The sequence below is a fragment of the Ferrimonas aestuarii genome, assembly GCF_005116665.1.
Lineage (GTDB): Bacteria > Pseudomonadota > Gammaproteobacteria > Enterobacterales > Shewanellaceae > Ferrimonas > Ferrimonas aestuarii.
Genome location: NZ_SWCJ01000014.1, coordinates 82,964 through 107,297, shown reverse-complemented (window position 1 = coordinate 107,297; position 24,334 = coordinate 82,964). Strand labels below are relative to the sequence as shown.

The 24,334-nt window shown below is 49.9% G+C and carries 26 protein-coding genes; 10 read left to right on the top strand and 16 right to left on the bottom strand.

The genetic code is table 11. The annotated features are described in order from the left end of the window. Positions 1-14: 14 nt before the first annotated feature. The 4 genes from FCL42_RS15990 to FCL42_RS15975 all read right to left on the bottom strand — a co-directional run bounded on the left by FCL42_RS15990 (position 15) and on the right by FCL42_RS15975 (position 3,851). A complete protein-coding gene (locus tag FCL42_RS15990) occupies positions 15-839 on the bottom strand; it encodes a class I SAM-dependent methyltransferase (protein ID WP_136864431.1) in 825 nt (274 codons plus the stop codon). 87 nt (positions 840-926) lie between these two features. Next, the gene (locus FCL42_RS15985; RefSeq protein WP_136864430.1) at positions 927-1,202 is read right to left on the bottom strand and encodes a hypothetical protein; all 276 of its coding nucleotides are present in this window, start codon (positions 1,200-1,202) and stop codon (positions 927-929) included. A gap of 37 nt (positions 1,203-1,239) precedes the next feature. Then, complete coding sequence (gene tsaB / locus FCL42_RS15980) at positions 1,240-1,929, bottom strand: tRNA (adenosine(37)-N6)-threonylcarbamoyltransferase complex dimerization subunit type 1 TsaB (RefSeq protein WP_136864429.1); 690 nt, start codon at positions 1,927-1,929, stop codon at positions 1,240-1,242. Then, the gene (locus tag FCL42_RS15975; RefSeq protein WP_136864428.1) at positions 1,929-3,851 is read right to left on the bottom strand and encodes an ATP-dependent DNA helicase; all 1,923 of its coding nucleotides are present in this window, start codon (positions 3,849-3,851) and stop codon (positions 1,929-1,931) included. Before FCL42_RS15975 ends, tsaB begins: the two co-directional genes overlap by 1 nt. Before the next feature lie 461 nt (positions 3,852-4,312). On the opposite strand from FCL42_RS15975, the gene hisG reads away from it, so the two are divergent. The 8 genes from hisG to hisIE all read left to right on the top strand — a co-directional run bounded on the left by hisG (position 4,313) and on the right by hisIE (position 11,659). Next, entirely contained in the window at positions 4,313-5,257 is a 945-nt protein-coding gene (hisG, locus tag FCL42_RS15970; protein WP_136864427.1) for an ATP phosphoribosyltransferase, read from the top strand. A 16-nt stretch (positions 5,258-5,273) separates the two neighbouring features. Further along, on the top strand, positions 5,274-6,560 hold the full coding sequence (gene hisD / locus FCL42_RS15965) for a histidinol dehydrogenase (RefSeq protein ID WP_136864459.1): 1,287 nt from the start codon (positions 5,274-5,276) through the stop codon (positions 6,558-6,560). An 8-nt stretch (positions 6,561-6,568) separates the two neighbouring features. Then, positions 6,569-7,699, top strand: a complete 1,131-nt coding sequence (hisC, locus tag FCL42_RS15960; protein WP_136864426.1) for a histidinol-phosphate transaminase — start codon at positions 6,569-6,571, stop codon at positions 7,697-7,699. Next, positions 7,696-8,763: a bifunctional histidinol-phosphatase/imidazoleglycerol-phosphate dehydratase HisB gene (gene hisB, locus FCL42_RS15955; RefSeq protein ID WP_136864425.1), complete on the top strand. Its 1,068-nt coding sequence runs from the start codon at positions 7,696-7,698 to the stop codon at positions 8,761-8,763. Before hisC ends, hisB begins: the two co-directional genes overlap by 4 nt. Next, positions 8,763-9,431, top strand: coding sequence for an imidazole glycerol phosphate synthase subunit HisH (gene hisH / locus FCL42_RS15950; protein ID WP_136864424.1), 669 nt, complete (start codon positions 8,763-8,765; stop codon positions 9,429-9,431). The genes hisB and hisH overlap by 1 nt, the downstream gene beginning before the upstream one ends. Then, positions 9,428-10,168, top strand: a complete 741-nt coding sequence (hisA, locus tag FCL42_RS15945) for a 1-(5-phosphoribosyl)-5-[(5-phosphoribosylamino)methylideneamino]imidazole-4-carboxamide isomerase (protein ID WP_136864423.1) — start codon at positions 9,428-9,430, stop codon at positions 10,166-10,168. Before hisH ends, hisA begins: the two co-directional genes overlap by 4 nt. A gap of 130 nt (positions 10,169-10,298) precedes the next feature. Further along, positions 10,299-11,072, top strand: a complete 774-nt coding sequence (gene hisF, locus FCL42_RS15940) for an imidazole glycerol phosphate synthase subunit HisF (RefSeq protein WP_136864422.1) — start codon at positions 10,299-10,301, stop codon at positions 11,070-11,072. Beyond that, the gene (hisIE, locus tag FCL42_RS15935; RefSeq protein WP_136864421.1) at positions 11,069-11,659 is read left to right on the top strand and encodes a bifunctional phosphoribosyl-AMP cyclohydrolase/phosphoribosyl-ATP diphosphatase HisIE; all 591 of its coding nucleotides are present in this window, start codon (positions 11,069-11,071) and stop codon (positions 11,657-11,659) included. Before hisF ends, hisIE begins: the two co-directional genes overlap by 4 nt. 84 nt (positions 11,660-11,743) lie before the next feature. On the opposite strand, the gene FCL42_RS15930 is transcribed toward hisIE, so the two are convergent. The 5 genes from FCL42_RS15930 to FCL42_RS15910 all read right to left on the bottom strand — a co-directional run bounded on the left by FCL42_RS15930 (position 11,744) and on the right by FCL42_RS15910 (position 15,801). Then, on the bottom strand, positions 11,744-12,565 hold the full coding sequence (locus tag FCL42_RS15930) for an SAM-dependent methyltransferase (RefSeq protein WP_136864420.1): 822 nt from the start codon (positions 12,563-12,565) through the stop codon (positions 11,744-11,746). 191 nt (positions 12,566-12,756) lie between these two features. After that, complete coding sequence (locus FCL42_RS15925) at positions 12,757-13,089, bottom strand: hypothetical protein (RefSeq protein ID WP_136864419.1); 333 nt, start codon at positions 13,087-13,089, stop codon at positions 12,757-12,759. A 127-nt stretch (positions 13,090-13,216) separates the two neighbouring features. After that, positions 13,217-14,962: a GGDEF domain-containing protein gene (locus tag FCL42_RS15920; RefSeq protein WP_169308420.1), complete on the bottom strand. Its 1,746-nt coding sequence runs from the start codon at positions 14,960-14,962 to the stop codon at positions 13,217-13,219. Positions 14,963-14,972: 10 nt separating this feature from the next. After that, positions 14,973-15,203, bottom strand: coding sequence for a hypothetical protein (locus tag FCL42_RS15915; RefSeq protein WP_136864417.1), 231 nt, complete (start codon positions 15,201-15,203; stop codon positions 14,973-14,975). Positions 15,204-15,534: 331 nt separating this feature from the next. Then, positions 15,535-15,801, bottom strand: coding sequence for a hypothetical protein (locus FCL42_RS15910; RefSeq protein WP_136864416.1), 267 nt, complete (start codon positions 15,799-15,801; stop codon positions 15,535-15,537). A gap of 554 nt (positions 15,802-16,355) precedes the next feature. Here FCL42_RS15910 and FCL42_RS15905 point away from each other — a divergent pair. Next, positions 16,356-16,604, top strand: a complete 249-nt coding sequence (locus FCL42_RS15905) for a hypothetical protein (RefSeq protein ID WP_136864415.1) — start codon at positions 16,356-16,358, stop codon at positions 16,602-16,604. A 7-nt stretch (positions 16,605-16,611) separates the two neighbouring features. On the opposite strand, the gene lpxM (FCL42_RS15900) is transcribed toward FCL42_RS15905, so the two are convergent. From lpxM (FCL42_RS15900) to FCL42_RS15890, 3 genes are all read right to left on the bottom strand, one after another. Next, the gene (lpxM, locus tag FCL42_RS15900; protein ID WP_136864414.1) at positions 16,612-17,559 is read right to left on the bottom strand and encodes a lauroyl-Kdo(2)-lipid IV(A) myristoyltransferase; all 948 of its coding nucleotides are present in this window, start codon (positions 17,557-17,559) and stop codon (positions 16,612-16,614) included. A gap of 160 nt (positions 17,560-17,719) precedes the next feature. Then, the gene (lpxM, locus tag FCL42_RS15895; RefSeq protein WP_136864413.1) at positions 17,720-18,673 is read right to left on the bottom strand and encodes a lauroyl-Kdo(2)-lipid IV(A) myristoyltransferase; all 954 of its coding nucleotides are present in this window, start codon (positions 18,671-18,673) and stop codon (positions 17,720-17,722) included. Between the two features lie 194 nt (positions 18,674-18,867). Continuing rightward, entirely contained in the window at positions 18,868-19,293 is a 426-nt protein-coding gene (locus FCL42_RS15890) for an OsmC family protein (RefSeq protein WP_136864412.1), read from the bottom strand. A 143-nt stretch (positions 19,294-19,436) separates the two neighbouring features. Here FCL42_RS15890 and FCL42_RS15885 point away from each other — a divergent pair, with 143 nt between their 5' ends. Then, positions 19,437-19,871, top strand: a complete 435-nt coding sequence (locus FCL42_RS15885; RefSeq protein WP_136864411.1) for a nucleotide triphosphate diphosphatase NUDT15 — start codon at positions 19,437-19,439, stop codon at positions 19,869-19,871. A 10-nt stretch (positions 19,872-19,881) separates the two neighbouring features. On the opposite strand, the gene FCL42_RS15880 is transcribed toward FCL42_RS15885, so the two are convergent. The 4 genes from FCL42_RS15880 to FCL42_RS15865 form a co-directional block, all read right to left on the bottom strand. Then, positions 19,882-20,589, bottom strand: a complete 708-nt coding sequence (locus tag FCL42_RS15880) for an SGNH/GDSL hydrolase family protein (protein ID WP_136864410.1) — start codon at positions 20,587-20,589, stop codon at positions 19,882-19,884. Between the two features lie 48 nt (positions 20,590-20,637). Further along, complete coding sequence (locus FCL42_RS15875) at positions 20,638-21,711, bottom strand: NAD(P)/FAD-dependent oxidoreductase (RefSeq protein ID WP_169308418.1); 1,074 nt, start codon at positions 21,709-21,711, stop codon at positions 20,638-20,640. A gap of 4 nt (positions 21,712-21,715) precedes the next feature. Further along, positions 21,716-23,779, bottom strand: coding sequence for a LodA/GoxA family CTQ-dependent oxidase (locus tag FCL42_RS15870; protein WP_136864408.1), 2,064 nt, complete (start codon positions 23,777-23,779; stop codon positions 21,716-21,718). A gap of 254 nt (positions 23,780-24,033) precedes the next feature. Next, positions 24,034-24,333 (bottom strand): integration host factor subunit alpha, encoded by a 300-nt coding sequence (locus FCL42_RS15865; protein ID WP_136864407.1) that lies wholly within the window; start codon positions 24,331-24,333, stop codon positions 24,034-24,036. Between the last annotated feature and the right edge of the window lies 1 nt (position 24,334).

Below are 24,334 nucleotides of genomic sequence, written 5' to 3'. Positions count from 1 at the left end.
TATTGTTTATAAAATCAGATCTCTGGCTTGTAGAACTTAAGCGTCATGCGATCAGACTCGCCAATGGCTAAGTATTTCTCGCGATCTTTCTCTTTTAAGCGCAGGCTTGGCGGCAGCGTCCATACGCCTCGCTCGTAATCTTTGGTGTCTTTTGGATTGGCATTAATTTCCGATTTGGCCGCCAGCTTAAAGCCAACTTTTTTCGCCAGAGCGATAACCTCGGCTTCATCCATGTAACCAGACTCCGCTGGCATCTGTGCAGTGCCGCGGTGTTCAACCACGCCAAACACGCCACCAGGGGTGAGCACCTCAAAAGCCGATTGGAACACGGTTTCCATCTTGCCTTTCATCGCCCAGTTATGAAGGTTTCTAAAGGTCAGCACCATATCAGCGCTGGCTTCCACGCCTAAGTCTGGAGACAAGCTTGGGTCGAAGTTAATCACCTTGGTGTTGCCGTAGATCTCTGGGTTATCTTTGACCTTCTGCAGATAGCGCTTACCGGCGTTTTTATAGAAATTCACCGTCTGCTTATCGCTGGTGTCGAAGTTGGCCGCCACGAACTGACCGTTATCTTTCAGATAAGGCGCAATAATTTCGCTGTACCAGCCACCGCCAGGCCAAAGCTCAATCACCGTCATGTCGGGATGGATACCGAAGAACGACAAAGTTTGCGCGGGATTACGATACGGGTTTCGGGCGATGTTTTTCTCGCTTCGATGCTCCCCTTGAGCAAACTGCTGCAGCTTGGCATCAACGTCTGAATCACTGCCATGGGCCCAAGCGGCACCACTTAACAGCAAGGTAGGTATAAGAAGCGCAGTGCGCAGAAAGGGTTTCATATCCATGAGTCCTATTGTCCTTAGTGTCGGGCTCTACGCTACTGACTTTTCATAGGAATTCAAAGGTTACGAAAAAGAAAAAAGTTTCTAAACGTAAAGATCGACGCCAATCATCGCTTGCAGATCTTGTCGCAGTTGATGATTGGACATCTCTTGATAGGCATTAATGGCCGCCGATTCCGAGTGATCATTAACCAGCTGTGCCCTGCCCGCCTGAAACTGTTGCCAGGTTTGGGCATCCGCTGGCACCACTAGCTGGGTGCGAACCGGCGTGGCAACCTCCTCTACGGCCACCGCCTGCCCACGGCGAAGCGGCTGCTTCTCCGGTAAGCTTTGGGGCTGTAAACCAACGGGTTGCAACATCTATCGATTCCTCAGACAACGTATTTCAGCAGTGGTGTTATTTGCCAGGGGCTTTCTTCCAAGCCACGTTATCCCGTAGATAAACCGGCTCGACGCTCTCCAGTGGCTGCGCAAACCCTTTAGAAAACAGAGATAAGGCTAGCGGTACCATCATCTTAGCACTTGGCAGACGACATTGGCCATCTAGGTTTAGGCGACCGTTATCCAGAAGTTCTGGGTAGGTTTCAAAACCGGTCCCCACGGCGGTGAGATCCTCACCCTGTATCAGCGGCAATGCCATAACCGCATCAGGGGCGATCACCAATTCCTGCTCAATCAGTGTGGCTAGGCCGTCAACGTTTTCATAACGGCCCACGTAGACTTCTCCCATGCGGGCATCAATGGCAGCAATCACGGTTTTAGCACCGTTATCCATTGCCCCTTGCGCCATGGCCGCTAAGTTTGAGATCGGCAGTACCGGCAGTTCAGCGCCCAGCGCCATGCCCTGCATCATTGAGGTACCGATGCGGATACCCGTAAAGCTTCCAGGGCCGCGACCAAAACCGATGGCATCCAGATCCTCAAGAACTACACCGGCATCGTCCAGCAACTGCTTCACAAACGGCAGGATCTTTTGGCTATGCTCGCGAGGCGCTTCCTCACACAAACTGGTCACGTTGCCATCAATCACTAGTGCCGCTGAGCAGTTTTCGGTGGCGGTATCGATGATAAGGATCTTCTCTGACATTACTGTTCTCGTAACTGTGTTAACTTAATTAATGCGTTGTCCAACTCGCGAGTGCGGCTCATGGCCGGCAAGCTGGCTAAAAACTGTTGGCCATAGGGCCGGTGCACCAAACGGGCATCCCCAATGACCAACACCCCATGATCCTGTTCACTGCGGATAAGGCGACCCACGCCCTGTTTAAGCGCCAAGATCGCCTGTGGCAGTTGCACTGTGGTAAAGGGATCTTGGCCACTGCGTTCACAAGCATTGACTCGAGCGCGAGCCAGCGGATCGTCCGGAGACACAAAGGGCAATTTGTCGATCATAACACAGCACAGGCCTCGGCCTCTAACGTCAACCCCTTCCCAAAATGCGCTTGTCCCCAACAAAACGGCATTGCCATAGGCATGATAACGATGCAAAAGCTGCCGCTTAGAGTCCATCCCTTGAACCAACAGCGGCCGCGTCTGCAGCCGACTGAGCCGCTCTCCCACCTGATGCATCATGTGATAACTGGTAAACAGCAAAAAGGTGCGGCCATCGGCGGCATTGATTAGCTTGTCGGCGATCTCAGTAAGCTGATCTGCCATGCGAGCATCATGGGGCTCGTACAATCCTCGAGGCACACACATCAGCGCCTGTTTTTGATAATTAAACGGGCTGTCCAAGGTTAAGGTAGTGGCGCTATCTAACGCCATCTGCTTGGTAAAATAACTGAAGTTACCATCAACTTGCAGGGTTGCTGAAGTAAACAGCCAGGCGCAGTGGTACTGGTTATAGAGCTCGGTTAACTTGTCTCTCACTGACAGCGGCGTTGACACCAGACTAAAGCCCTGATTGCGCCGTTCGAGCAGGTAGACTTGAGACGGTTCTGGCTTGATGAAATGCTCCACAATCCCCTGAAGCCGAGCACTGCGTTCATAACAGTTGTCTGCCAACTCATCACGACCGATGTGAAAGCCCAGCTCCTTCGTCAGCCTCGCCAACGCAGTGGCCACGCCGCCCAAGGTGTAGATAACCGATTCTACCTTTACCAGCTCCAACCAGTTGCTAATGCCAAATTTACTCAGGGCCTCGGCGAGGTCATCACTCCAACTGATAAGATCGTCTGCTTTAGTTTCCAGAGACTTACAATCCTTCAGTAGCTGATACAGCCGCTTTACATCCCGAGCCAAATACACCAGTGAACTGGAGTTAAATCGCTCACCGAAGCGGTTAAGCGCAATATCGGGCAACTGGTGGGCCTCATCAAACATGATCCAATCGAGTTTCGGCAGCAGCTCACCAAAGCCGGTCTCTTTGAGGCTAGAATCAGCAAAAAACAGATGGTGGTTGATCACCACCACGTCCGCCGCCAGCGCCTTCGCGCGAGCACGTTTTAAGAAACAGCGCTCAAACTCTGGGCATTTCTGCCCAAGGCAGTTGTCGTTGGTGGAGGTCACCTTACGAAGAATTGGCGCGTCTTCCGCCAGTGAGTCCATCTCCGCCATGTCGCCGGTGCTGGTGCCATTGGCCCAGCTGCGAATGCGGATCATCTGATCCATCTCGATGGGGGTTTGGTTTTCCGGATCCGCCAGATGACGACCAAGGTGATGAGGGCATAGATAATTGCCTCGGCCTTTTAACAGCGCCACCTTGCAACCGGCCTCAATTAGAGGCAAAAGTGCGGGAACGTCTTTGAAAAACAACTGATCTTGCAGGTTTTTGGTTCCAGTGGAGATGGCCACCTTTTTGCCGCTTAACAGCGCAGGCAGCAAGTAGGCAAAGGTCTTGCCAATGCCCGTACCCGCCTCGGCCACCAAAACCTGTCTTGGCTTAGTGTGATTGGCGATCGCCTTAGCCAACTGCTGTTGTGACTTGCGATAGCGAAACTGATTCAGCTTGTCCGCCAGCATGCCATCTCGGCTAAACGCCTGCTCTATCTTGGTGGGGAAACGGGCCATGAAACGTCTTTAGGAAAAATGGGGTCGCCATTATGCCACAGTGGTTGCTTACCACCAGAAGCCAACTGTTTGGATAATTAAAAATAGACAATTATCCGTCGCTGCCAATCAGTTACCTGTCTCAGCCAAGCATCAGAACCCACTTTGCTGCGCCAAACTCAGCAATGCTAAAAAACTTTACATTGGCAGTTGCAATTCTAAAAAGCCTGTTTTAGCTTAAAAGCACGACCTAAATTTGGTCACCCTATTTTTACTTTGCTGACAAGAGGTCAGCAAACTTAAAGGAATCAAGCAATGCCAATGTTTACTGCGCTACATCATCACCATTCCATGCGGTAGCCTTTGGCATTTCGCTGGAAGGCTGCTGTTTAAACGGCACCTCCAGCGGTTTCAACCTGAAAACACGCAAAAACCCTGGAGCAAGTGCCAGGGTTTTTCGCTTTTTAACAGGATTGAAACAGATGACACTAAACCAAACCTCAAACCAACAACTTGGCCAAGCCACCCCAAACACTCAGGCTCGCCTGCGTATCGCCATCCAAAAGTCGGGACGACTGGCCGATGAGTGCGCCACCCTGTTCAAAGGCGCAGGCTTAAAACTCAACCTTCGTGACCAGCGCCTGTTAAGCCACTGCCAAAACCTGCCTATCGACATACTTCGTGTTCGCGATGACGACATTCCTGGATTGGTAATGGACGGCGTAGTCGACCTTGGCATTGTGGGTGAAAACGTACTGGAAGAGGAACGCCTTGAGCGCTGTGCCACCAATCGCAGTGCCGAGTTTGCCACTCTGCGCCGTTTGGACTTTGGCGGCTGTCGCCTCTCCATCGCCATCGATAAAGACGCTCAATACCAAGGGCCCCAGTCCCTAGCTGGCACCCGTATTGCCACCACCTACCCTTACCTGCTGCAGCGCTACTTAGACAACGCCGGCGTGAATGCCAGCAGCTGCATGCTCAAAGGCTCGGTGGAGGTCGCCCCTCGAGCGGGATTAGCAGACTCCATCTGCGACCTAGTCAGCACAGGCGCAACCCTCGAAGCCAATGGCCTTAAGGAAGCAGAGGTGATCTTCCGCTCCAAAGCCACTCTAATTCAAAGCACCAAAGTACTGGATACCGCCACCCAAGAGCTGGTGGACAAACTGCTGACTCGCATCAATGGCGTGATTCAAGCCAAAGAGAGCAAGTACATCATGCTGCACGCCCCCAAGGCGCAGCTGGAACAGGTGATCTCCCTGCTGCCTGGTGCCGAAAACCCAACAATCTTGCCATTGGCCGACGACAAAGAGCGAGTGGCACTGCACGCAGTAAGCTCAGAAACCCTATTCTGGGACACCATGGAGGAGCTAAAAGCCCTAGGTGCCAGCTCAATTTTAGTGTTGCCCATTGAAAAGATGCTGGGATAAGAGAGCCGTTATGACCATGCAAACCTTTGTTTGGAATACTCAAGACCCAGCGCAGCAGCGTGCTCTGCTGGCACGCGCTGAACAGGTGCAAAGCCAAGATCTTAGTAAGGCGGTGTCCGAGATTTTGTCCCAGGTAAAACGTCAAGGTGACCAAGCGCTTATCGAACTGAGCCAACGTTTTGATGGGAGGGCGCCAGAGTCGCTGGTAATGAATAGCGACCAGTTAGCCGAGCAAGGCGCTCGCATCGCCCTAGAACTGAAACAAGCCATTGATGCCGCCATCGACAACTTAGAGCAGTTTCACCGTGCTCAGGCATTTACCACGGTGAAGGTGGAGACTCAGCCTGGTGTATTTTGCGAGCTTCGAAGTGAAGCCATTGAACGAGTTGGCCTTTATGTACCCGGCGGCAGTGCCCCTTTGGTGTCCTCAGTATTGATGCAAGCGCTGCCGGCGCGCATCGCTGGCTGCAGCGTTCGAGTGATGGCCACACCACCGCCGGTCAATGACGCCATCTGTTATGCGGCCTGGCGCTGCGGCGTTACCGCCCTCTATCCCATTGGCGGTGCCCAAGGGGTAGCCGCCATGGCCTATGGCACCGACACCGTGGCTAAGGTTGATAAGATCTTTGGTCCGGGCAACCGTTTTGTCACCGAAGCCAAGACTCAAGTCAGCCAACAAGGATGCGCCATCGACATGCCCGCAGGGCCATCGGAAGTGTTGGTGATTGCCGATGACGATGCCAGTCCAGCCTTTGTAGCGGCGGACTTATTGTCCCAAGCAGAGCACGGCGAAGACAGTCAGGCGATGCTCGTCTGCCTATCCCAAGGGTTTGCGGATACGGTGTTAACCGAAGTCGAAAGCCAACTGGCGGCGCTTACTCGCTCTGAAACCGCTCGCACCGCCCTGTCCCAAAGCCGAATCCTCATCTGTGAAAATCTGGATGAGGCGTGCGAGATAAGTAACGCCTATGGCCCAGAGCACCTGATTGTGAACACCGGCAATCCCAGATCCCTGCTGCCTAAACTGCGTGCCGCAGGCTCCATCTTCTTAGGGCCGTGGTCACCGGAGTCCGTCGGCGATTACGCCAGTGGCACCAACCACGTGCTGCCGACTTATGGAGCGGCACGCAGCGCCTCCAGCCTGTCTTTGGCGGATTTTTGTCGCCGCTACACCGTACAGGAGTTAACCCCAAAGGGGCTGGATAATTTGGCACAAATCGTAATGACGCTGGCTGAAGCAGAAGGGCTGGACGCCCACCGCAACGCGGTCGCCATCCGTTTGCAAGCCGGGAACGCCGTTTAGGAAGCACAATGATGACTCAAACCGATAATTACAATCTTGCTCAACGCCTGTGTCGCCCAGAACTTCGAGAGCTGGTGCCCTACGCCTCGGCGCGCCGGGAAGCCTCTGGTGGCGAAGTGTGGCTCAATGCCAATGAAAACCCGTTTTGCAATGCCGCTCTGCAAGGGGTCAACCGTTACCCGGATTGTCAGCCCGAGGAGCTTCGAAACCGCTATGCCACCTATGCAGGCCTAAACGCTAATCAGGTACTGATCACCCGTGGCGCCGACGAAGGCATTGAGCTGCTGATCCGCACCTTCTGCGTACCCGGCAAAGACAAAGTCGTGAGTCTCACCCCAAGTTACGGCATGTATCGCATCAGCGCTGTGACTTGCGGTGTGCAGTTCGACGCCGTGGAGTGGGAATCGGGCTATAGGCTGCCCCAAAGGCTCTATCAAGCAGGTCAAGACGCCAAATTGGTGTTTGTGTGTAACCCCAATAACCCAACCGGCACCTTGGTGCCCGTAGAAGAGCTCATCAAGCTAGCAAAGGCCCTGCCAGACACCCTTGTCGTGATTGATGAAGCCTACATCGAGTTTTGCCCAGAGCAAACCATGGCTGACGAATTAGCTCAGCTAGCCAATCTCGTGGTACTGCGCACCCTGTCAAAAGCCTTTGCGCTCGCCGGTGCTCGCTGCGGGTTTGTGCTTGCCAGTGAGGACGTGATTAGCCTGCTGGAGAAGGTCATTGCCCCCTATCCGGTGCCGCTGCCGGTAGCAAGCCTTGCAGAGGAAACCCTGTCAAACTTCGGCATTCGTCGTATGCAAAGCCAAGTCAGTCAACTCAACGCCCGGCGGTTGGAGCTCTGTCAGAGGTTATCAGCTCTTGCCATGGTCAAAGAGGTGCTGCCATCAGCCAGTAACTTTGTGATTTTCAATGTGGGCGATGCCGAGCTTAGCCAACAGATTCTCTCCTTACTTGCCCAAAAAGGAATACTAATCCGTGCCTACAGCGCCCTGCCCGGCTGGCTGCGAATCAGCATCGGCTCAGACGGCGAGATGACTCAACTGTACCAAGCGCTTAAACAGTTAGACTCCCAATGCAGTCAACAACCGGCGCAAAAACAGACACAAGAACAACAACAGGAAACGCAATCATGACTCAACCCATCCTCTTTATTGACCGAGACGGTACTCTGGTGGAGGAACCGGCCACCGACAAGCAACTGGACTCTCTGGAAAAACTGGTGTTTGAGCCCGGCGTGGTTCCGGCGCTACTGTCACTGCAGCAGGCTGGCTATCGTTTGGTGATGGTTTCCAATCAAGATGGTTTGGGTACCGACAGCTTTCCCAAAGACACCTTTGATGCGCCCCACGACGCCATGATGGCGCTGTTCACCAGCCAAGGGATTCGTTTTGACGATGTGCTTATCTGCCCGCACTTCGATGACGATAACTGCAGTTGCCGCAAGCCCAAGTTGGGGTTGGTTCGAGACTACTTGACCCAAGGCAAAGTGGACTTCACCCGCTCGGCCGTGATTGGCGATCGCCAAACGGATCTGCAACTGGCCGAGGCCATGGGCGTAACAGGCATTCGCTATGACCGAGACCTCTTTGGCTGGGATAAGGTGGTGGCGAGGCTGACGCAAACCGAGCGCCAAGCCACAGTTCGGCGCACCACCAAAGAGACCGATATCGAGGTAAGCGTCGATCTGGATAACAAAGGTCAAGTCAGCATCAATACCGGACTTGGCTTTTTCGACCACATGCTGGAGCAGATCGCCACCCACGGCGGCTTTAACATGACTCTTTCCATGAAGGGCGACTATCACATCGACGAGCACCACAGTGTTGAAGACGTGGCGCTGACTCTGGGGCAAGCCCTCAAACAAGCGCTGGGTGATAAACGAGGCATCGGCCGCTTCGGTTTTGCCCTGCCGATGGATGAAACCGGCGCCCAGTGCCTACTCGATCTCTCAGGGCGTCCATTTATGAAATTTACCGGCCAGTTTACCCGTGACAAAGTCGGCGAGCTTAGCACCGAGATGGTGCCGCACTTTTTCCGCTCACTGGCCGACAGCTTAGGTGCCACCTTGCACCTCACGGTGGATGGCGACAACGAACACCACAAAGTGGAAGCGCTGTTTAAAGTCTTCGGTCGCACCTTGCGCCAAGCGATTCGCATTGAGGGCAGCGAACTGCCCTCCTCCAAAGGAGTGCTGTAGTGACACAGGTATTAAGCTCAAACGCAGTCACCATCATCGATACCGGCTGCGCCAACTTAAGCTCGGTGCGTTTTGCGCTAGAGCGCATCGGTGCCACGGTTACCGTAACCCGAGACCTTAATGTGATTGCTGCCAGCCCAAGGGTCATTCTTCCTGGCGTTGGTAGCGCACAGGCGGGCATGGCTGCCCTAAATCAAACCGGGGTACTCGACCTGTTACCTAGCCTGACTCAGCCGGTGCTTGGGATCTGCCTTGGTATGCAGATGCTTGGCATTAGCAGTGAGGAAAGTGCGGTGACCGAAAGCAGCAATGACGCCATCGATACCACCGTGCTCACCGGCATCGTGCCCTTTACCATAGAGGCACTGAAAAGCGGCGGCATGCCCCTGCCCCACATGGGTTGGAACACCCTTGAGGTGGACGACCACCCACTGTTTCAAGGCATTAACGATGGCGAGTACGTCTACTTTGTTCACAGCTATGGCGCGCTGCTGCCATCAGATAAGCCAAACGCAAATGCTGATGTGACCATCGCTAAATGCACCTATGGCCACCCCTTTGCCGCTGCCGTGGCACAGGATAACTTTATGGGCGTGCAGTTTCACCCGGAGCGTAGCGGTCAAGTCGGCGCTAAAATTTTGAAAAATTTCATGGAGATGAAAGGATGATCATTCCAGCAATCGATCTTATTGACGGTCAAGTGGTGCGCCTTAAGAAAGGCGATTTTAATCAAGTCACCAATTTCGATGCCGATCCTCTAGCACAGCTTCGCGCCTATCAGGACGCTGGCTCTTCGCTGCTGCACATTGTTGATCTCGATGGCGCTAAGGATCCCGATAAGCGCCAGCTCGACACTCTCACTCGATTGGTGGCGAATCTAAACTGCCCCGTGCAGGTTGGCGGGGGCATTCGCAGTCTCGAGGAGGTGACGGCGCTGCTCGATCTTGGGGTGAATAAAGTCGTTATCGGTTCGCTGGCCGCCAAACACCCAGAGCTGGTGGCGGGCTGGATCACCGAGCTTGGCCCAGAGCGCATCACCGTGGCACTGGATCTGCTTTTGGATGACAACGGCAATGCTCAGGTTGCTACCCACGGTTGGCAGCAAGGCTCGGGCAAATTAATTGAAGAGGTACTGACTCCCTTAAGAGCCGGCGGCCTCAAGCATGTGCTGTGTACCGACATCGACCGCGATGGCATGTTGACCGGCCCGAATGTGGCGCTGTATCAAAAGCTGGTATCTCAGTATCCGGAAATCCGCTGGCAGGCCTCCGGTGGCATTGCCGAACTCAGTGATCTTCGCGCCCTTAAATCCATTGGCATTGGTGGCATTATCATCGGTAAGGCGCTGCTAACGGGACGATTCACCATTGAGGAGGCGCTGTCATGCTGGCAAGACGATCAATAACCTGCGAACTCAGCAATCAGGGGCGTCTTCACCGCTGGCAACCAAAGCAAACGGAGACGTGCGCCGCCAAGCGTCTGTCGCACGGCAGAACCGGCATCCGAAAATGCAGCGACACTGGGGGAACAACGCCATGCTAGCCAAACGAATCATCCCCTGTCTGGATGTGAAATCGGGACAAGTGGTCAAGGGAGTGCAATTTCGCAACCACCAGGTGGTGGGAGACATCTTGGATCTAGCCAGTCGCTACGCGCAAGAAGGCGCAGACGAGCTGGTGTTTTACGACATCACCGCCTCCAGCGACGGACGTACCGTCGATAAAAGCTGGGTAAGCGCCGTAGCCGAGCGTTTAGACATTCCGTTTTGTGTTGCTGGGGGCATCCGCACCCTTGACGATGCCCAGCAAATTCTGGCCGATGGCGCCGATAAGATCTCGGTGAACTCCCCCGCGCTGGCGGATCCTAGCCTTATCAACCGCCTGAACGACACCTTTGGTCGTCAGTGTGTGGTGGTCGGCATCGATTCTTGGTTCGATAAGGCCAGTGGCAGTTACAAGGTATATCAGTTTACCGGCGATGAAACCGCTACCCGACAAACCCAATGGTTCACTCAAGACTGGGCACAAGAGGTGGAAAAACGGGGTGCGGGAGAGATTGTGCTGAATGTGATGAATCAAGATGGCGTGCGTCAGGGCTATGACATCAAGCAGCTGTCTGCGGTTCGCCAAGTCACCAATCTGCCGCTGATCGCCTCCGGCGGAGCCGGCGCCATGGAGCACTTTTATGACGTATTCACTGAGGCCAGAGTCGATGGCGCCCTAGCCGCTTCGGTGTTTCACAAACAGATCATCGACATTCAACAACTAAAGCACTACCTAAAACAACAAGGGGTTGAGACACGCTTATGACCACACTATCAATTGATTGGGCCAAGATGGACAACCTAGTGCCCGTAGTGGTTCAAGATTATCGCAGTGGCCAAGTATTGATGCTCGGCTACATGAACCCTGAGGCGATGGCGGTAACCATTGAAACCAAGAAAGTTACCTTCTACAGCCGCTCAAAACAGCGCCTGTGGACCAAAGGCGAAAGCTCAGGCAACGTATTAACCTTGGTTGAGATAGGCACCGACTGCGATAACGACGCCATCTTAATTCAAGCGGTTCCCGAGGGGCCAACTTGTCACCTAGGCAATACCAGCTGCTTTTTAGAAAACCAGCCATTTTTAGGCCAGTTGGCCAGCCTAGTTCACGCCCGCCGTGATAGCGAACCTCAAAGCAGCTATACCGCCAGTTTGCTGCAGGGCAATCCCAGACGCGTCGCCCAAAAAGTCGGTGAAGAGGGCGTTGAAGTGGCACTGGCCGCCGCCACGAATGATAAGCAAAATCTCATCGATGAAACCGCCGATCTGCTGTACCACCTAACGGTACTACTCGAACAGCAACAACTGCCGATGACTCAGGTGATCGACAAGTTGATTGAGCGCCATAAGTAGAAACGGGACTAAGGCTTAGCCATCAATAACAATAAGGCCAGCAATCGCTGGCCTTAATTTTCCTTGCTATTCACAAGGGGTGATTTAGTTCTTCTGCTGCCAAGCAACCGCTTCTAAAGTTTTGATTTTATCAATCATATGTTGATCAAATTCTGCTTTAGCTAGGGGTGGAACCACTAAGGTGGTGATCTGCTTTAATTCAGCTTGGGCAAGCTCCCCAAGCTGAATATGCTCGATACGACGGGTCTCTAATGGTGAAGTCGCCGCCTCATAAAGAATCACATCGTGATCCAGTGGGTAATAAGTGGCAAGTTTATCAACTAGCAACTGAACATAGGTCGGGTTTGTTTCATACCAAGTTCCCGTCAAATCACCGACCACACCGGGTTGCCACAAAATCAACAAAGAGGTGTTATCAATGAGCTTCTTTTGAATGAGAAACTTAGTACTCTCCATCGATTGTTCACCGTCTGTTGCCGGATCCATCTCTAAGTCGGCAAACAAACAATCCGATGCGCAGATACCCGGCTCAACAGTCGCAGTGAAGCCCTCCTCGCGAACCAAGTTGATTGCCTTTTTCGCGACACAAGCAAACACCATTGGATGACCGTAAAAGATTGCCGCTACTTGCTTACCCATCTTAACCTGAGCATGAATAGCTGCAGCCATATCATCGTATGTCTGGGATGAGGCCTTCCCCTTACCTCCCCCTTCGCCATACTCTAAGGTCAAATCGATAAACTCTTTGCTCATTGACTTAATCAACTGAATGCTCAAGTGACTGGAAGGCGCAGCCAATACCACATCGGCGTTTTCAATAATTGAACGTACACGTGCAGTCATCTGACCACCTAAACGCATACCGGATCCCGCACAAACTAAACTTCCTTTTAAACTATTTTCCATTAAAAATCTCTTATCCTTACTTTTTCTAGAAACTCATTATTATGATCAATATTCAGCTGAACCAAATTTACTAATTGAATATAACTCTGAGATTAAAGCCTTAGCACAATTGATCCAACAATTATAAAGCAATGTTTAGACACAGTAATTATTTAAAAAATACTTCGTATCCATCCACTGCTCTTTCATCTTTAGTTTTGATAAGGATCGGTTGTTTTATAAACAGTTCCCATAATCAGAAACTCAGAATTTTGAACACCTATAGCCTTTGCAATTTGTACCTTATCTCCGCTCTGCACGGCAACAATTTCTTCAGTATTCAAGCCATAGGCTAACATCAGGTTTGAGCTATGCTGTTGATGTAATTCAACGAACTGTGGATTGCTATCTAGCTCATTTAAATAATTCAGTACAGTTGATTCGGTTCGAACCGAACTGGAGTCAACGCATGGCGCACCCGTAGGCACTACTGCGCCAGTGGCAATTAGTGCAGCTAACAATGAAGACATAATATCATCTTTCATTTATATGACTTTTATTAATCGACTAAAGTAATTCATCTTTTTCATCATAAACTAACCGTATCATTTCAGCATAATTTAATACATAATGATTGCTTCTCAACAAACTAAAATCATTAAAGACAAATTTTTACACCGCAGTAATCCTGGCTTTTTCAAGCTCTCCATAATTTGACGAAATACAGTTTCTCCCCTTAGATTTAGCGGCATAAAGACATCGATCCGACTCGACTAAAAGTTTATTTAAACTATCCACTTCGCCATTAATTTCAGAAACACCAAAACTCGCAGTTATAACTAGCATTGAAGATATGTCTTTTGTATTAATTTTTTCCAATGCCTCTCGGCAACGTTCAGCTAAAACTAAAGCTTGACTTAGTTCAGAGTTCGGCAAGCAAATAATAAACTCCTCCCCCCCCAATCGTCCAACAAAGTCATTTTCTCGAATATTTAACTTAATAGTTTTTATAACAGTCAGCAAAACCCAATCACCAACACTATGACCAAATCTATCATTTATTGATTTGAAATTATCTAAATCAAATGTAACTATCGAGAAATTTTCTCCATTTTCTTTACAAGCTTTAAGCTTTTTCCTAGCTAAAGAAAGCACACTCGATCTAGATATTGCTCCAGTAAGAAAGTCCGTATCTAACGACTTTTTCATTCTGATTTTTTGCCTTACTAAAAGATATATTACTAACGTTAGTATGAGGATTCCAGCAAAAGCAGAAAATACAGCAACTCTAAAAACTTTTTTCTGTGAATTTAAAACTTCTCTTTCTAAGATTAAATTTTCATTCGATAGACTTAACTTGGAAATTTGATGCTCCAACTCTTTAGCTCGGATTTTATGACTGTTAAATAGTCTCGATTTTTCAACCAATTCTCTTTCAAATTCTTTTTGGTTATCAATTAAGATTTTGGCGTAATAAAGTGCAGCCTCACTATCTCCGGTAATCAAACTAACTTTAAACAAACCATCCAACCCATCAATCATGAATTGATAATCACCTTTATCACTAGATCTAGAATAGGCAGATTGGTATAGATTATAGGCTCTTTCAATGTTGTCTGTCTGTAAGTAGTATTCAGCCAAAAACAACTCTAATTCAAAAAACTCTCTGGGTGAACTTGATACTTCAAGGTTGTCATACATGGAAATCAATCTAGCAATACCATCAAAATCAGAATTCAATTTATTATTGCTAATTTGAATCAAAGGTGTAATCAATTCAATTATGAAACGATCATTTATCTCGCCACAATACCTTATTGCCGCACTCTTATTTTTAATTATTTCTGGGAACCTCTTTAATCTGAATAAATTTTTAATAGCCCTTGAAGTTCCATAGCATAATATCTCCGACGACCTAGATTCATAACCTTCCTGTATTATCATCTCCGACAAAAGGTATGATTCCTCAAACATGTACAAACTCTCATAAACATCAGCTATTGAGTGATAAGCAAGAGATTTCAATTTAGGTTCGTTTATGTTTGGAAGAATTTCAGTAACTTTACTTGTATAATAGAGGGCCTTTTCCAAGTTTCCTAGGTTGACGTATGACTCAGTAAGTTGATAATAAGCACCCACTTTTATGTTATCTTCAGCTTTATCCCATTCATAGGAGTTCAATAACTTAATTCTACCTTTAAAATCTCCCCAAAGGCTAAGGTAGTATGATTTTGCAAAAATTAGTTTTTGCTTTTCGCTCAAAGATAACTTGCGTTTCTCAAATAATTCCAACTCACGCTTTACTTTACTTTTATCTCTATAATCAAGGCTATACAAGCTATCAAGGCTTAGATCATTCGCAGATGAAAAGTGCGATAAAAATACAATTAAGATCGTAGTTACAAAGCGCACTTTCATCTTTACCAACTTAATCCTGGTTAACGTCGGTGACTCTTGCCGTAATCCCTTTGATAATAGCCTCCGCATCCTCCACTCCAGCAGCCTTGGCGATTTGTGTCTTATCCCCACTCATCACCGCCGCGATCTCTTCACTATTCAGGCCATACGCCTTCATGGAAGACTCAGTGTCTTTATCGTGGGCGGCTTTCAGATCTGGGTTAGAATCCAATTCATTGAGGTAATCAAGCAGCTTTGACATTGTCAGTCCCTTAAGTTGGTGCATTTACTAGGAGATTCACTTCTCCTTTATGTGATTAAGGTCAATCATATCAATAGGGTGTGACATTGGTAAAGCAGTTTTTAACACCAAATTAACACCATTTCTGGCGTAACACCCCGCGTAGTCGACAATACAAAGTAAAAAGCCCCGACCGATGGTCGGGGCTGTAGCAGTGACTGTTGAGACGTGATGTCAACTCAGCCTGGCAACTGTTGTTGTGCTATGTTGCCGTTGTTATTGTCTGACGTCCTGTCACGAAAAGGTCATATAGAGACCTTAGTCATCACCTCAAATTATGCTTCCGGTGACTTTAGCTAAAAAGGTCGAAATCGCCGGATTCGATCTGCTCTTTGAGCGCTTCGTAATCAGATGCCTTAAGACCAGTTAGCTCAAAACCGTGAAATTGACGCTGCAAGTTGGCATGGGTCGACTCCAGGCGTTGACACATCTGCCCTTCCGCAATCTCGATAGCCGAATCAGCCGTTTCCGCTTGTACTTCAAATTGTTCAAAATGAAAACCGATGAAATTGTCTTCCTGATCCATTTCATTAGCTCGGCCAATAACTACGTAGTCCACTTTTTTAATCCTTCCACCCAGAATTTCACTATAAGTTATATTCTTTATTCTTTAATTGAAAGCACTATATTTTCACGTTAATAAACAATACTTTATTAGTAAAGTTGTTCTAATACACTAAAAAATAATCAGAAATTCGCTGAAGATCAGATTCGGATCACTAATTACCATCGCATTATGTAATTAAATTTCAGGCATATTATTTTCAATAATATCAATACGTTGGCAATCACTTGTCTGAAACTAAATTCTTAAGTACCTAATACTATTAATAAATAGTATCGTAGTTGATGGCATAAGGTTATCTTCATAACTTATGAACCAATTCACAATTTTACTATTCGATTATTTTAAAGGTAACAAAATATATATTGTTGTTTTACTTTATAAAATTAGAATACAAAATTATAAGTTGTTATTTATTATAAAATTTTTTAACTCATCAGTTAGTTGCAAGTGATCATGATCACAATCTGTCATGAGAACCTTGACGAGTTAATGATAATGATTATCATTAAGATCAGTGACACAAAGTCAGTTCAAGGAGATGAACCATGCTATTTACCATTGATGCCAACTTAGAATCCAATCAGCCCCACCTAACCCTCATCCACACTCGCTCTGGACGCCATGTTCTGGAACTCGCTTCAGCAAGGCTACAGATGTTGCTTGAAAGCGGCATTGTGGCCGTCGAAGACCTTAGCTCAACCAATCCCAAGCAACTTCAAGAAGTCGCTTGGGAGCTACTGCTGTTTGATTCTTCACTGCCAGATATCGAGCGAATTGCGCAGCTAGAGGCGTGACGAATGACTAATACAGGCGGGACTCGCCCTCTTGGCGAGTCTGAAGCACTTTTAGGAACCACATGTATTGGCAAGGATGTGCCGCGATTATCCGCTCCATCTCTTGATTAAGCAGCTCAGCTTCTTCCTGCTTGGTCATCGATTCAGGCAACTCCAGCGGCGCACTGACATTCAATTGCATTTTGGCCTCATTCGGCGCGATGTCGATTGCCAGAGGAAGCACCACCGCATTACCACAGCGAGCCAAACGGCCAATCACAGGTAGCGTGGCTTTGTGCGTTGCAAAAAACGGCGCAAATACGCTCTTTTCTGGTCCGTGGTCCTGATCAGGAAGATAAAGGAAACATTCGCCACGACGAAGCCCTTGTACCAAAGTTCTCAGGCCCGCATCTCGATGGTAAACCGTTCCGCCCCAACGACGCCGCTGCTTGCAAGTGAACCAGTTAAACACCGGGTTCTTATGGTGCTTAACCATGCCCATCATAGGTAGACCTAACGCAGACAGTCGAGCACCAGCAAACTCGATTCCGATAAGATGCGGCACCAAAAACACGATTGGTTTTCCCTGGTCCCGTGCCCGTTCGATATGCTCAATACCATTAATATTAATGGCACTTTCAATGTCTTTACGACGATGACACGCCAAGGCTCCCATACCCAAACCGACCCGTAGGAAATTGAAGATCATCGCATCGATGATCTTATCTCGTTCAGATTCGGGCATATTAGGAAAGCAAGCTTTCAGGTTTGCATGGGTAATCCGCTTTGGCTTCTTACCCACTTTACGCAGAATCGGCACACAGCCTTTGGCTATCATCCGCCGTGCACGATTAGGGATCAGTGCCGTCGATGCCATCATCAAAACGGCAATCCAACTCGCCCAATACTTTGGGGCCAACATAGCCCGGCAAAATTTAACTTCGTAAGGCTGATTTAAATGAATAGAGGACGACATAAAGCTTAACGCACCACAACTTGTTAACAATCACTCTACCGAAAGGCAGGTGTTGCCTCAAACGATAACTGAAAAGAGTTCATATTTTTGTGAAAAATCGATCTCTTTTTGACCATAAAAGGTCAACTTAGTTCTCTGTATGTCGCTTGAATATTTTACATTAGTGCCGTTTATAGGGATCAGGCTCACCTTCAGGGCGACTTTGCAGCACTTTTAAAATCCACATGTACTGCTCTGGGCGAGGCGTAATCAACGCTTCGATCTCTTCGTTCATTCGCCTTGCATCTTGAGCCAGATCGCCAGTTGGCAGGTCTAACATCGGCGGGCGAATGATGCCTTGAAACTTTTGCCGCTGTCGATCGTAATTTGCCACCATTGGGATCACCACCGCATTGGTGGCCTCGATCATTCGTCCTAGCCCCGGCAAGGTGGCTTTGTGGGTGCCAAAAAACGGCACGTATTCGCTGCGTTTCATGCCATGATCTTGGTCTGGCAAATAGTAGGCACTGTAGCCCTCGTTAATCGCGCCTAAAAGGCACTTAATGCCCGCACCTCGGCCAAAGATCTTGCCTCCATAACGGATGCGTCCCTTCTGCATCAGATAATCAATAAACTCATTTTTTTGAGGGTTGACCATGGTGGTCATGGGATAGCCTCGAGAGGCCAGCAGCACGCCGGGAAAATCGATAAACCAGGTATGAGGCACCATAAAGATGATCGGCTGTCCCGACTCAAGATAGGGCGTAATGTGCTCTTCACCAATTAACTCGGTGTGTTTTTCCAAGTATCGAGAACTGCGCACAATGAGGGTGGCACTGGCTGTCAATGACATGCCGATATGCTTAAACATCTCATCCAGTACCGCTTCCCGCTTCGTTTCGCTCCACTGAGGAAAACAGAGCGACAAGTTCACTCGCGCACGCACTCGGGTTCGTGGGTTTCTCTTACCCATACGAAACCCTATCTGGGCGCCGATAAAGTCTCGGACTCTGGCTGGTAACCAAGCGCAGATCACCGCAAACACCACGTACAGCCAAACGCCCCAATATTTGGGTGCTAAGAACTTAGTTTTGAATGTTGGACGGTGCTCAAAATTAGTTTGGGGGGAGGTCAAAGCTACACTCTATCTGTAAAACGGCATCCCTGAGGCTCGGCAGCAAGCCTATCTCTTTGAGGAAGAGCAATAAATGGCTTCAGTCAATCCGGTGACCGCATGCGAATTATGGCTAGAAATTATAACAGTGACGGCATCAAAAAAAAGTGGAAGCGGCAGAGGATTTAATCACTCCGCCGCTTTTTGCTGAAAAGCTAGCCAACGCGGTGCTCAATCACACTGGCACGAACAATGTTGTCATGAATCGGGCAGCGATGGCAGGTTAGCTCCAGTAGCTCCTGCTTTTGTGCCTCGGTGATGTCAGCATCAATGTCGGCGACGATGGAAAAAGACTTAAAACCAACCGGGTCGTCAGTCGGCTTACCCGCTAATCCCGCCGGGTTCAACGTGGCTTCAATATGAACATCGATGCCTTTTAGGTCAATTTTCATGTCACGAGCCACCATCTTTGCAATAGCGGAGATGCAGCCGCCAAGGGAAAACAGGAAGGTTTCCAGCGGGTTTGCTCCCTCATCTCCACCGCTTGGCTGGTCTATCACCAACTGATGCTGTCGAATCTGGGAAGTCACCTTCCAGCTGTTGCCCATTGATGTGGAGACTTTATAAACTTTATCCGCCATAACAACCTCATATATCGGTAAATTAGAAAATTCTAAATTATAGTAAGACAACCATCCCTCGGTGACAACTGCATTTTGACTTTATGGCCATAGTGTTAGATGCTGCCAGCACATTTCGCTAAAACCAACGATTACTGCAGTCTATGTCGTCAACCGAATCTCTCCCTAAAGTAGGAATAGGCATCATCATTCGTCGCAACGATGGCCACATCCTCATCGGCAAGCGTAAAGGCAGCCATGCTCCCTACTACTCCATTCCCGGCGGGCATCTAGAGCTTGGCGAAACCTTCGAGCAAACCGCCATTAGGGAGGTGATGGAGGAAACCGGCCTGACCATTACCGATCCTATGGTTATTGCCATTACAAACAACCTTCGCACCTATCGTGAGGAGGGCAAGCACTATGTCTCCGTAGTATTGCTAGCAGAGCACGGTGGTGGCGCACCCATCAACCGCGAGCCTGATCGCTGCGAAGGGTGGCAATGGGTCGATCCCAACCATCTGCCAATGCCTCACTTTGATGCCAGCGAGCAAAGCATTGCCTGCTACCTTCAAGGCGTTCACTACCTAAAGGCCTAACCCTCGGCCACTACTTCAGTATTTGGGCGGCGGCTGCCCTTCCCCAGAGTTGATATAGCTCGTCGCTGGGGTGGAAACCATCCCTAGCCAACGGTGACGACACCACATGGCGAGTCAAGTCCAATTGAGAGGCGGCGGGCTTGTCATCGAGAAGCTGCTTCAATAGCGCATTTTTATGCTCCGCCTGCTGACCTAAAACCCACCGTAGGGGCTGTGGCAAAGAGGGAAATCGCCCAAGAGGCGGAATGGCGGTAAAGATCACCTGTTTGCAGCCATACTTGCCAAGCAATAGCTCAAGCAGATCCGTCTGTAGTGCCAACCACTTCTGTGTGCCCACTCCCCGAGTGATGTCATTGACCCCGAGGGAAATAAGCGCCACATCAAACGTCTCCGGACGTCGATTTTGCAAGTATCTGAGCATTTTGGCTGAGGTTAAGCCACTTCTGGCGATGATGCGCCAGCTAAAATTGTTGTGATTTTGCTGCTCAAGGGCTTCAACCAACTGGCCACTCAGTGCTTGAGACTGCTCATCAACCCCCACTCCCGCCGCAGCAGAATCTCCTAAAATCAATATCCTGAGATTGCTCTCGTCGCCGCAGCGCCCCTTCCGTTTGCCTTTGGCTGCCGGTAATCGCAAGATATTTCGCCTTACCCACAGCCCCTGCATGACCATAATCGGCAACATCAGCACCATTAATACTTGTCGAGTCACGCTCATCCTATCTTTCCCGTTTTATCCCTGTAACTGGTTGGTAAACCGGCGCTATTACGCGCACTGATGCTTCCAAAACTCACTGTCATAATGTTGCATGGCACGCAGATAGAAGCCTTGCCGCCGTTGGTGATACGCCCTGTAAATACGATTGAGCTGGTGTTGATACCGCTGCCATTGCAAACCGTCCTCCTGCGGCTGGGCGTTTAGGTAGGTTGTAGCCAGCTGATGAGCCGTCGCCATGGCATTAAAGATACCTTGAGACGAGATGGGGTCAAAGCTTAACGCCGCATCACCACAAGCAGCCCAACCGTCCCCGTAAGCCTGTTTTAGATAGCCTCCTCTGGCATCACTTAGCGTTAGAGCCGATGGGTCGAATAGACTGGGGTCGATAAACTGGCTGATTAATGCGGTATCAGACAACTGGCTGCGCCATAGGCCGTCAGTTTGCCTCAAGCGTTTCGCCTGTGGCATGTGAGTATGATAGATGGCCAGCCACTTTCGGCTTGGCAACTGAGCGCCATACCACCAACCGGTTTCATCGCTCTCAATGAGGGTTTTGCCAACCGCGGCGTGCCCATCTTTTACCGCCTCTGATAACGACCACGCCGCCATTAACGGGCTCGTCGTTTGGCGTTCCACTCCCAATAGCCGAACTAAAGCGCCGTTTCTGCCACTGGCATCAATAACAAATGCCGCTTGAAGCCGCTGGCCGTCATCTAAGGTCAGCTGCCACTGTTCAGACTGGCGAGTCGCAGCTTGTAAACGACCTTGATGGGCGTTCGCACCGGCCGCCATCGCTTTAGTTAGCAGCTGCTGCTCAAAACGGCAACGATCCAAACGCCACCCCATCCCACCAGGCTGAGTGAAGGCATCTTGGCTCAATCGCTCATCACACCACAGTGTCTCAGAGCCACTTATTGGCATATGATGGCACTCATCTAGCCCATCAAAATCGGTGGCAGACAGCAGCGCTGCCATGGCGCTTGGTACTGACTCGCCAACTTTATGTGTACTGAGTTCCAGCGGATCCACAATCACAACGTTCACGTGGCACCGTGCCAATATTGCCGCAGCAACGGTGCCAGCAGGGCCAGCACCGATCACTGCAATATCACAGTGAATCAAACAATTATCCCTTTGTTGGTTTACGACGACGCAGCGCCACCGCATGTTGCCACTGCTGCTTACTTGCCCAGCCAGCCTGCTCTAGCTTATGTTCAAGCTCGCTAGCCCTTTGGGCTAATGGCGTGGAGGCATCCGATTTTAGCGTGGTGGCCAGCTCGGAAGCCGCTTGCTGATAACGTGCATTTTCAACGTAGATCACCGGAGGAAAATCGGGATCATTGTCCAATCCGGGCCGAGCTTCGATGATCCCCTGCTCAGCAAAGTGGGCGACCATTCTCTCCATCACCTGAGCCACGGACGGTACCTTACCGGTCTCCAGAGGACGGTCGATAAAGCGGTTCCAGCTGGCCCTCTCGTTGTAAGCCATGATCCGCACCTCTCTCGGAAGCTCCGTATTCATCACCACCTGATAAGCCTCTTCGGTCAAAACGGTATTCGGAACCCGTGCCGGCCAAAAACTTGGCAGATAAAGGTCATAATCGGGATCATAGCCAGAGCGGCAAAACGCGGTGTCTCCCTGCCAAGGCAAGCCCATCCACCGGGTTAAGCCGCCAGCAATCTGGGCGTAAAGGGGCCCATCCGGAGCTAAGGCGCTGCGTTGGGTCAGTGTGTCACCGTAGGCATTGAGCGCTTCTCCTGACTCGTTGGGCCGAATTCGAAACGGTTTTTGATACATGCTGGCGTGGCGCATCGGCCAGGTCAGCTCACAGCCGGGGTGAAAGGCATCGGCAAGGCAGAAGGTCATCGCGGCGCGATCAAGCATGTGTGGCTGTTCTGACACCGCTACCTGCTCAAGACGACGGGGCGGCTCGTAGTCTGCCTCCCAATCATTAACAAAATCCCCCGCTGCCCAGCGTGTTAAGTGCAGCTGTTGTAGTGACGGTAAGGCCAACATGGTCTCGGGAGAGTCGCTAAACAGATCGCCACCAAAATCATCGCCATACAACCACGGCCACAGCCTAGGTTCATTATCTTTTGGAAGGTGGGGACGAAACGCGTTTAGGATCTGGTTGCGCAGTTCACCATAGGGATCGATCACTTTGACTTTCGCAGATGAGGGCCGAGCAGATCCCAGAGGCACCTGTGCCAATTTGGCGATGAAGGCGGGATTGTCAAAGTCCATGGGACAGCCCTTGCCATACATGGCAGCAAAGCCCTTATTTACCCACTGCAAGTTGGAAAAGCGCTTAAGCAGGGGCAACACATCCTGAGTAAAGCAAGTTTGTTGGGGAACGCCATACCAGCCATTTTCCGTATACAAGTCCACCATCAGATCATACATGGTGCGCCAACTGGTTAGCTGAGGCGCGTAATTTGGTGGTGTGGTTACAACCCATGCGCCCTCCACCGGAATGGATCGTCCCTCAATTTCCACGTCCGCATTCACTGGGCCGTCGGACATATCGTCGTACCAATCGGCGGCATTATTAAAGGAATCGGGATCTTTCGCTTTAAAAGGCGGTTTTCCTGAGGGGGAAGCCGATTTTCCGTAACCACCTAAAAACAGAAGCCTGCCTTCACTGTCGGTTTGCAGCTCACCAAGGTAAACCTCATTTCCCTTAAATTTACCGCTGTCGAAACGAAATGCGGGTCCTTGCTGAGATACGCCGCTGATCTCTCGGCTGCCAGGATCAATAACCAACTCGTGTCTATCTTGGTCTTTTATCTTAGGGTTTCTGCGAGTAACCGAAAGTGACTCGGCGCTGGGAATGTCCATCGCCTGAATGAAGTGGAACCAGTTGGCTTTGCGGTTGGCCACATGCACCCGCCAACGAATGTCCGCCTCTTTCGCGGTTAATTCACGGACAACCTCACCAAGCGCGTTATAACCATAGATACGAAAACGCGCCGCTTGGCGTTTCAGCTTCTGATCGGATGTTCGATAAAAACCCGGCTCTTGAGGAAGTGGTTCGGCAACTTCCGGCCCGATGAAAAACGCCTCCTCCGCATCCCCCACTCGAGCAACCCCAATCCCCGGGTAGATGGCCGCGCGCACGATCTCATTAGACTGACCGTTATCGCTGTCTTTAGACGATTTAGGCTTAGATTGCTTTTTTTGACTATTCACTTAACAACTCCTTTTGTTAAATCAAATCTTTAATGTGGCCAACATAACAGCTTTACCCACACTCCACTAACGCCAGCGGCGAAGCTGTTGGTATCCATTTTCAATTCTATTGGGCTTATTGGTACGGAGGCTACCGACATTCCCCTATTCGGTTGCCAGAATTTACCTCAACGGCATTCATAAACTGCAAAGCCAAACGAGCAATAAAAAAGGCGAGCCATTTGGCTCGCCTTTTAATCAGATTGGATCAGAAGTTAGACGTTCTCTAACTCCAAATCTTCCACTCTGGCTTTCAACTTCTGACCTGGACGGAAGGTCACCACACGACGTGCCGAAATTGGGATATCCTCTCCCGTTTTCGGGTTACGGCCTGGGCGCTCGTTTTTTTCCCGCAGTTCGAAGTTACCAAAACCTGACAGTTTCACTTGCTCACCGCACTCAAGGGCTAAGCGAATTTCTTCGAAATACGCTTCAACCAGATCCTTGGCATCCTTTTTGTGCAAGCCAAGTGCTTCGGTCAGGTGTTCTGCCATATCGGCTTTGGTTAACGCCATG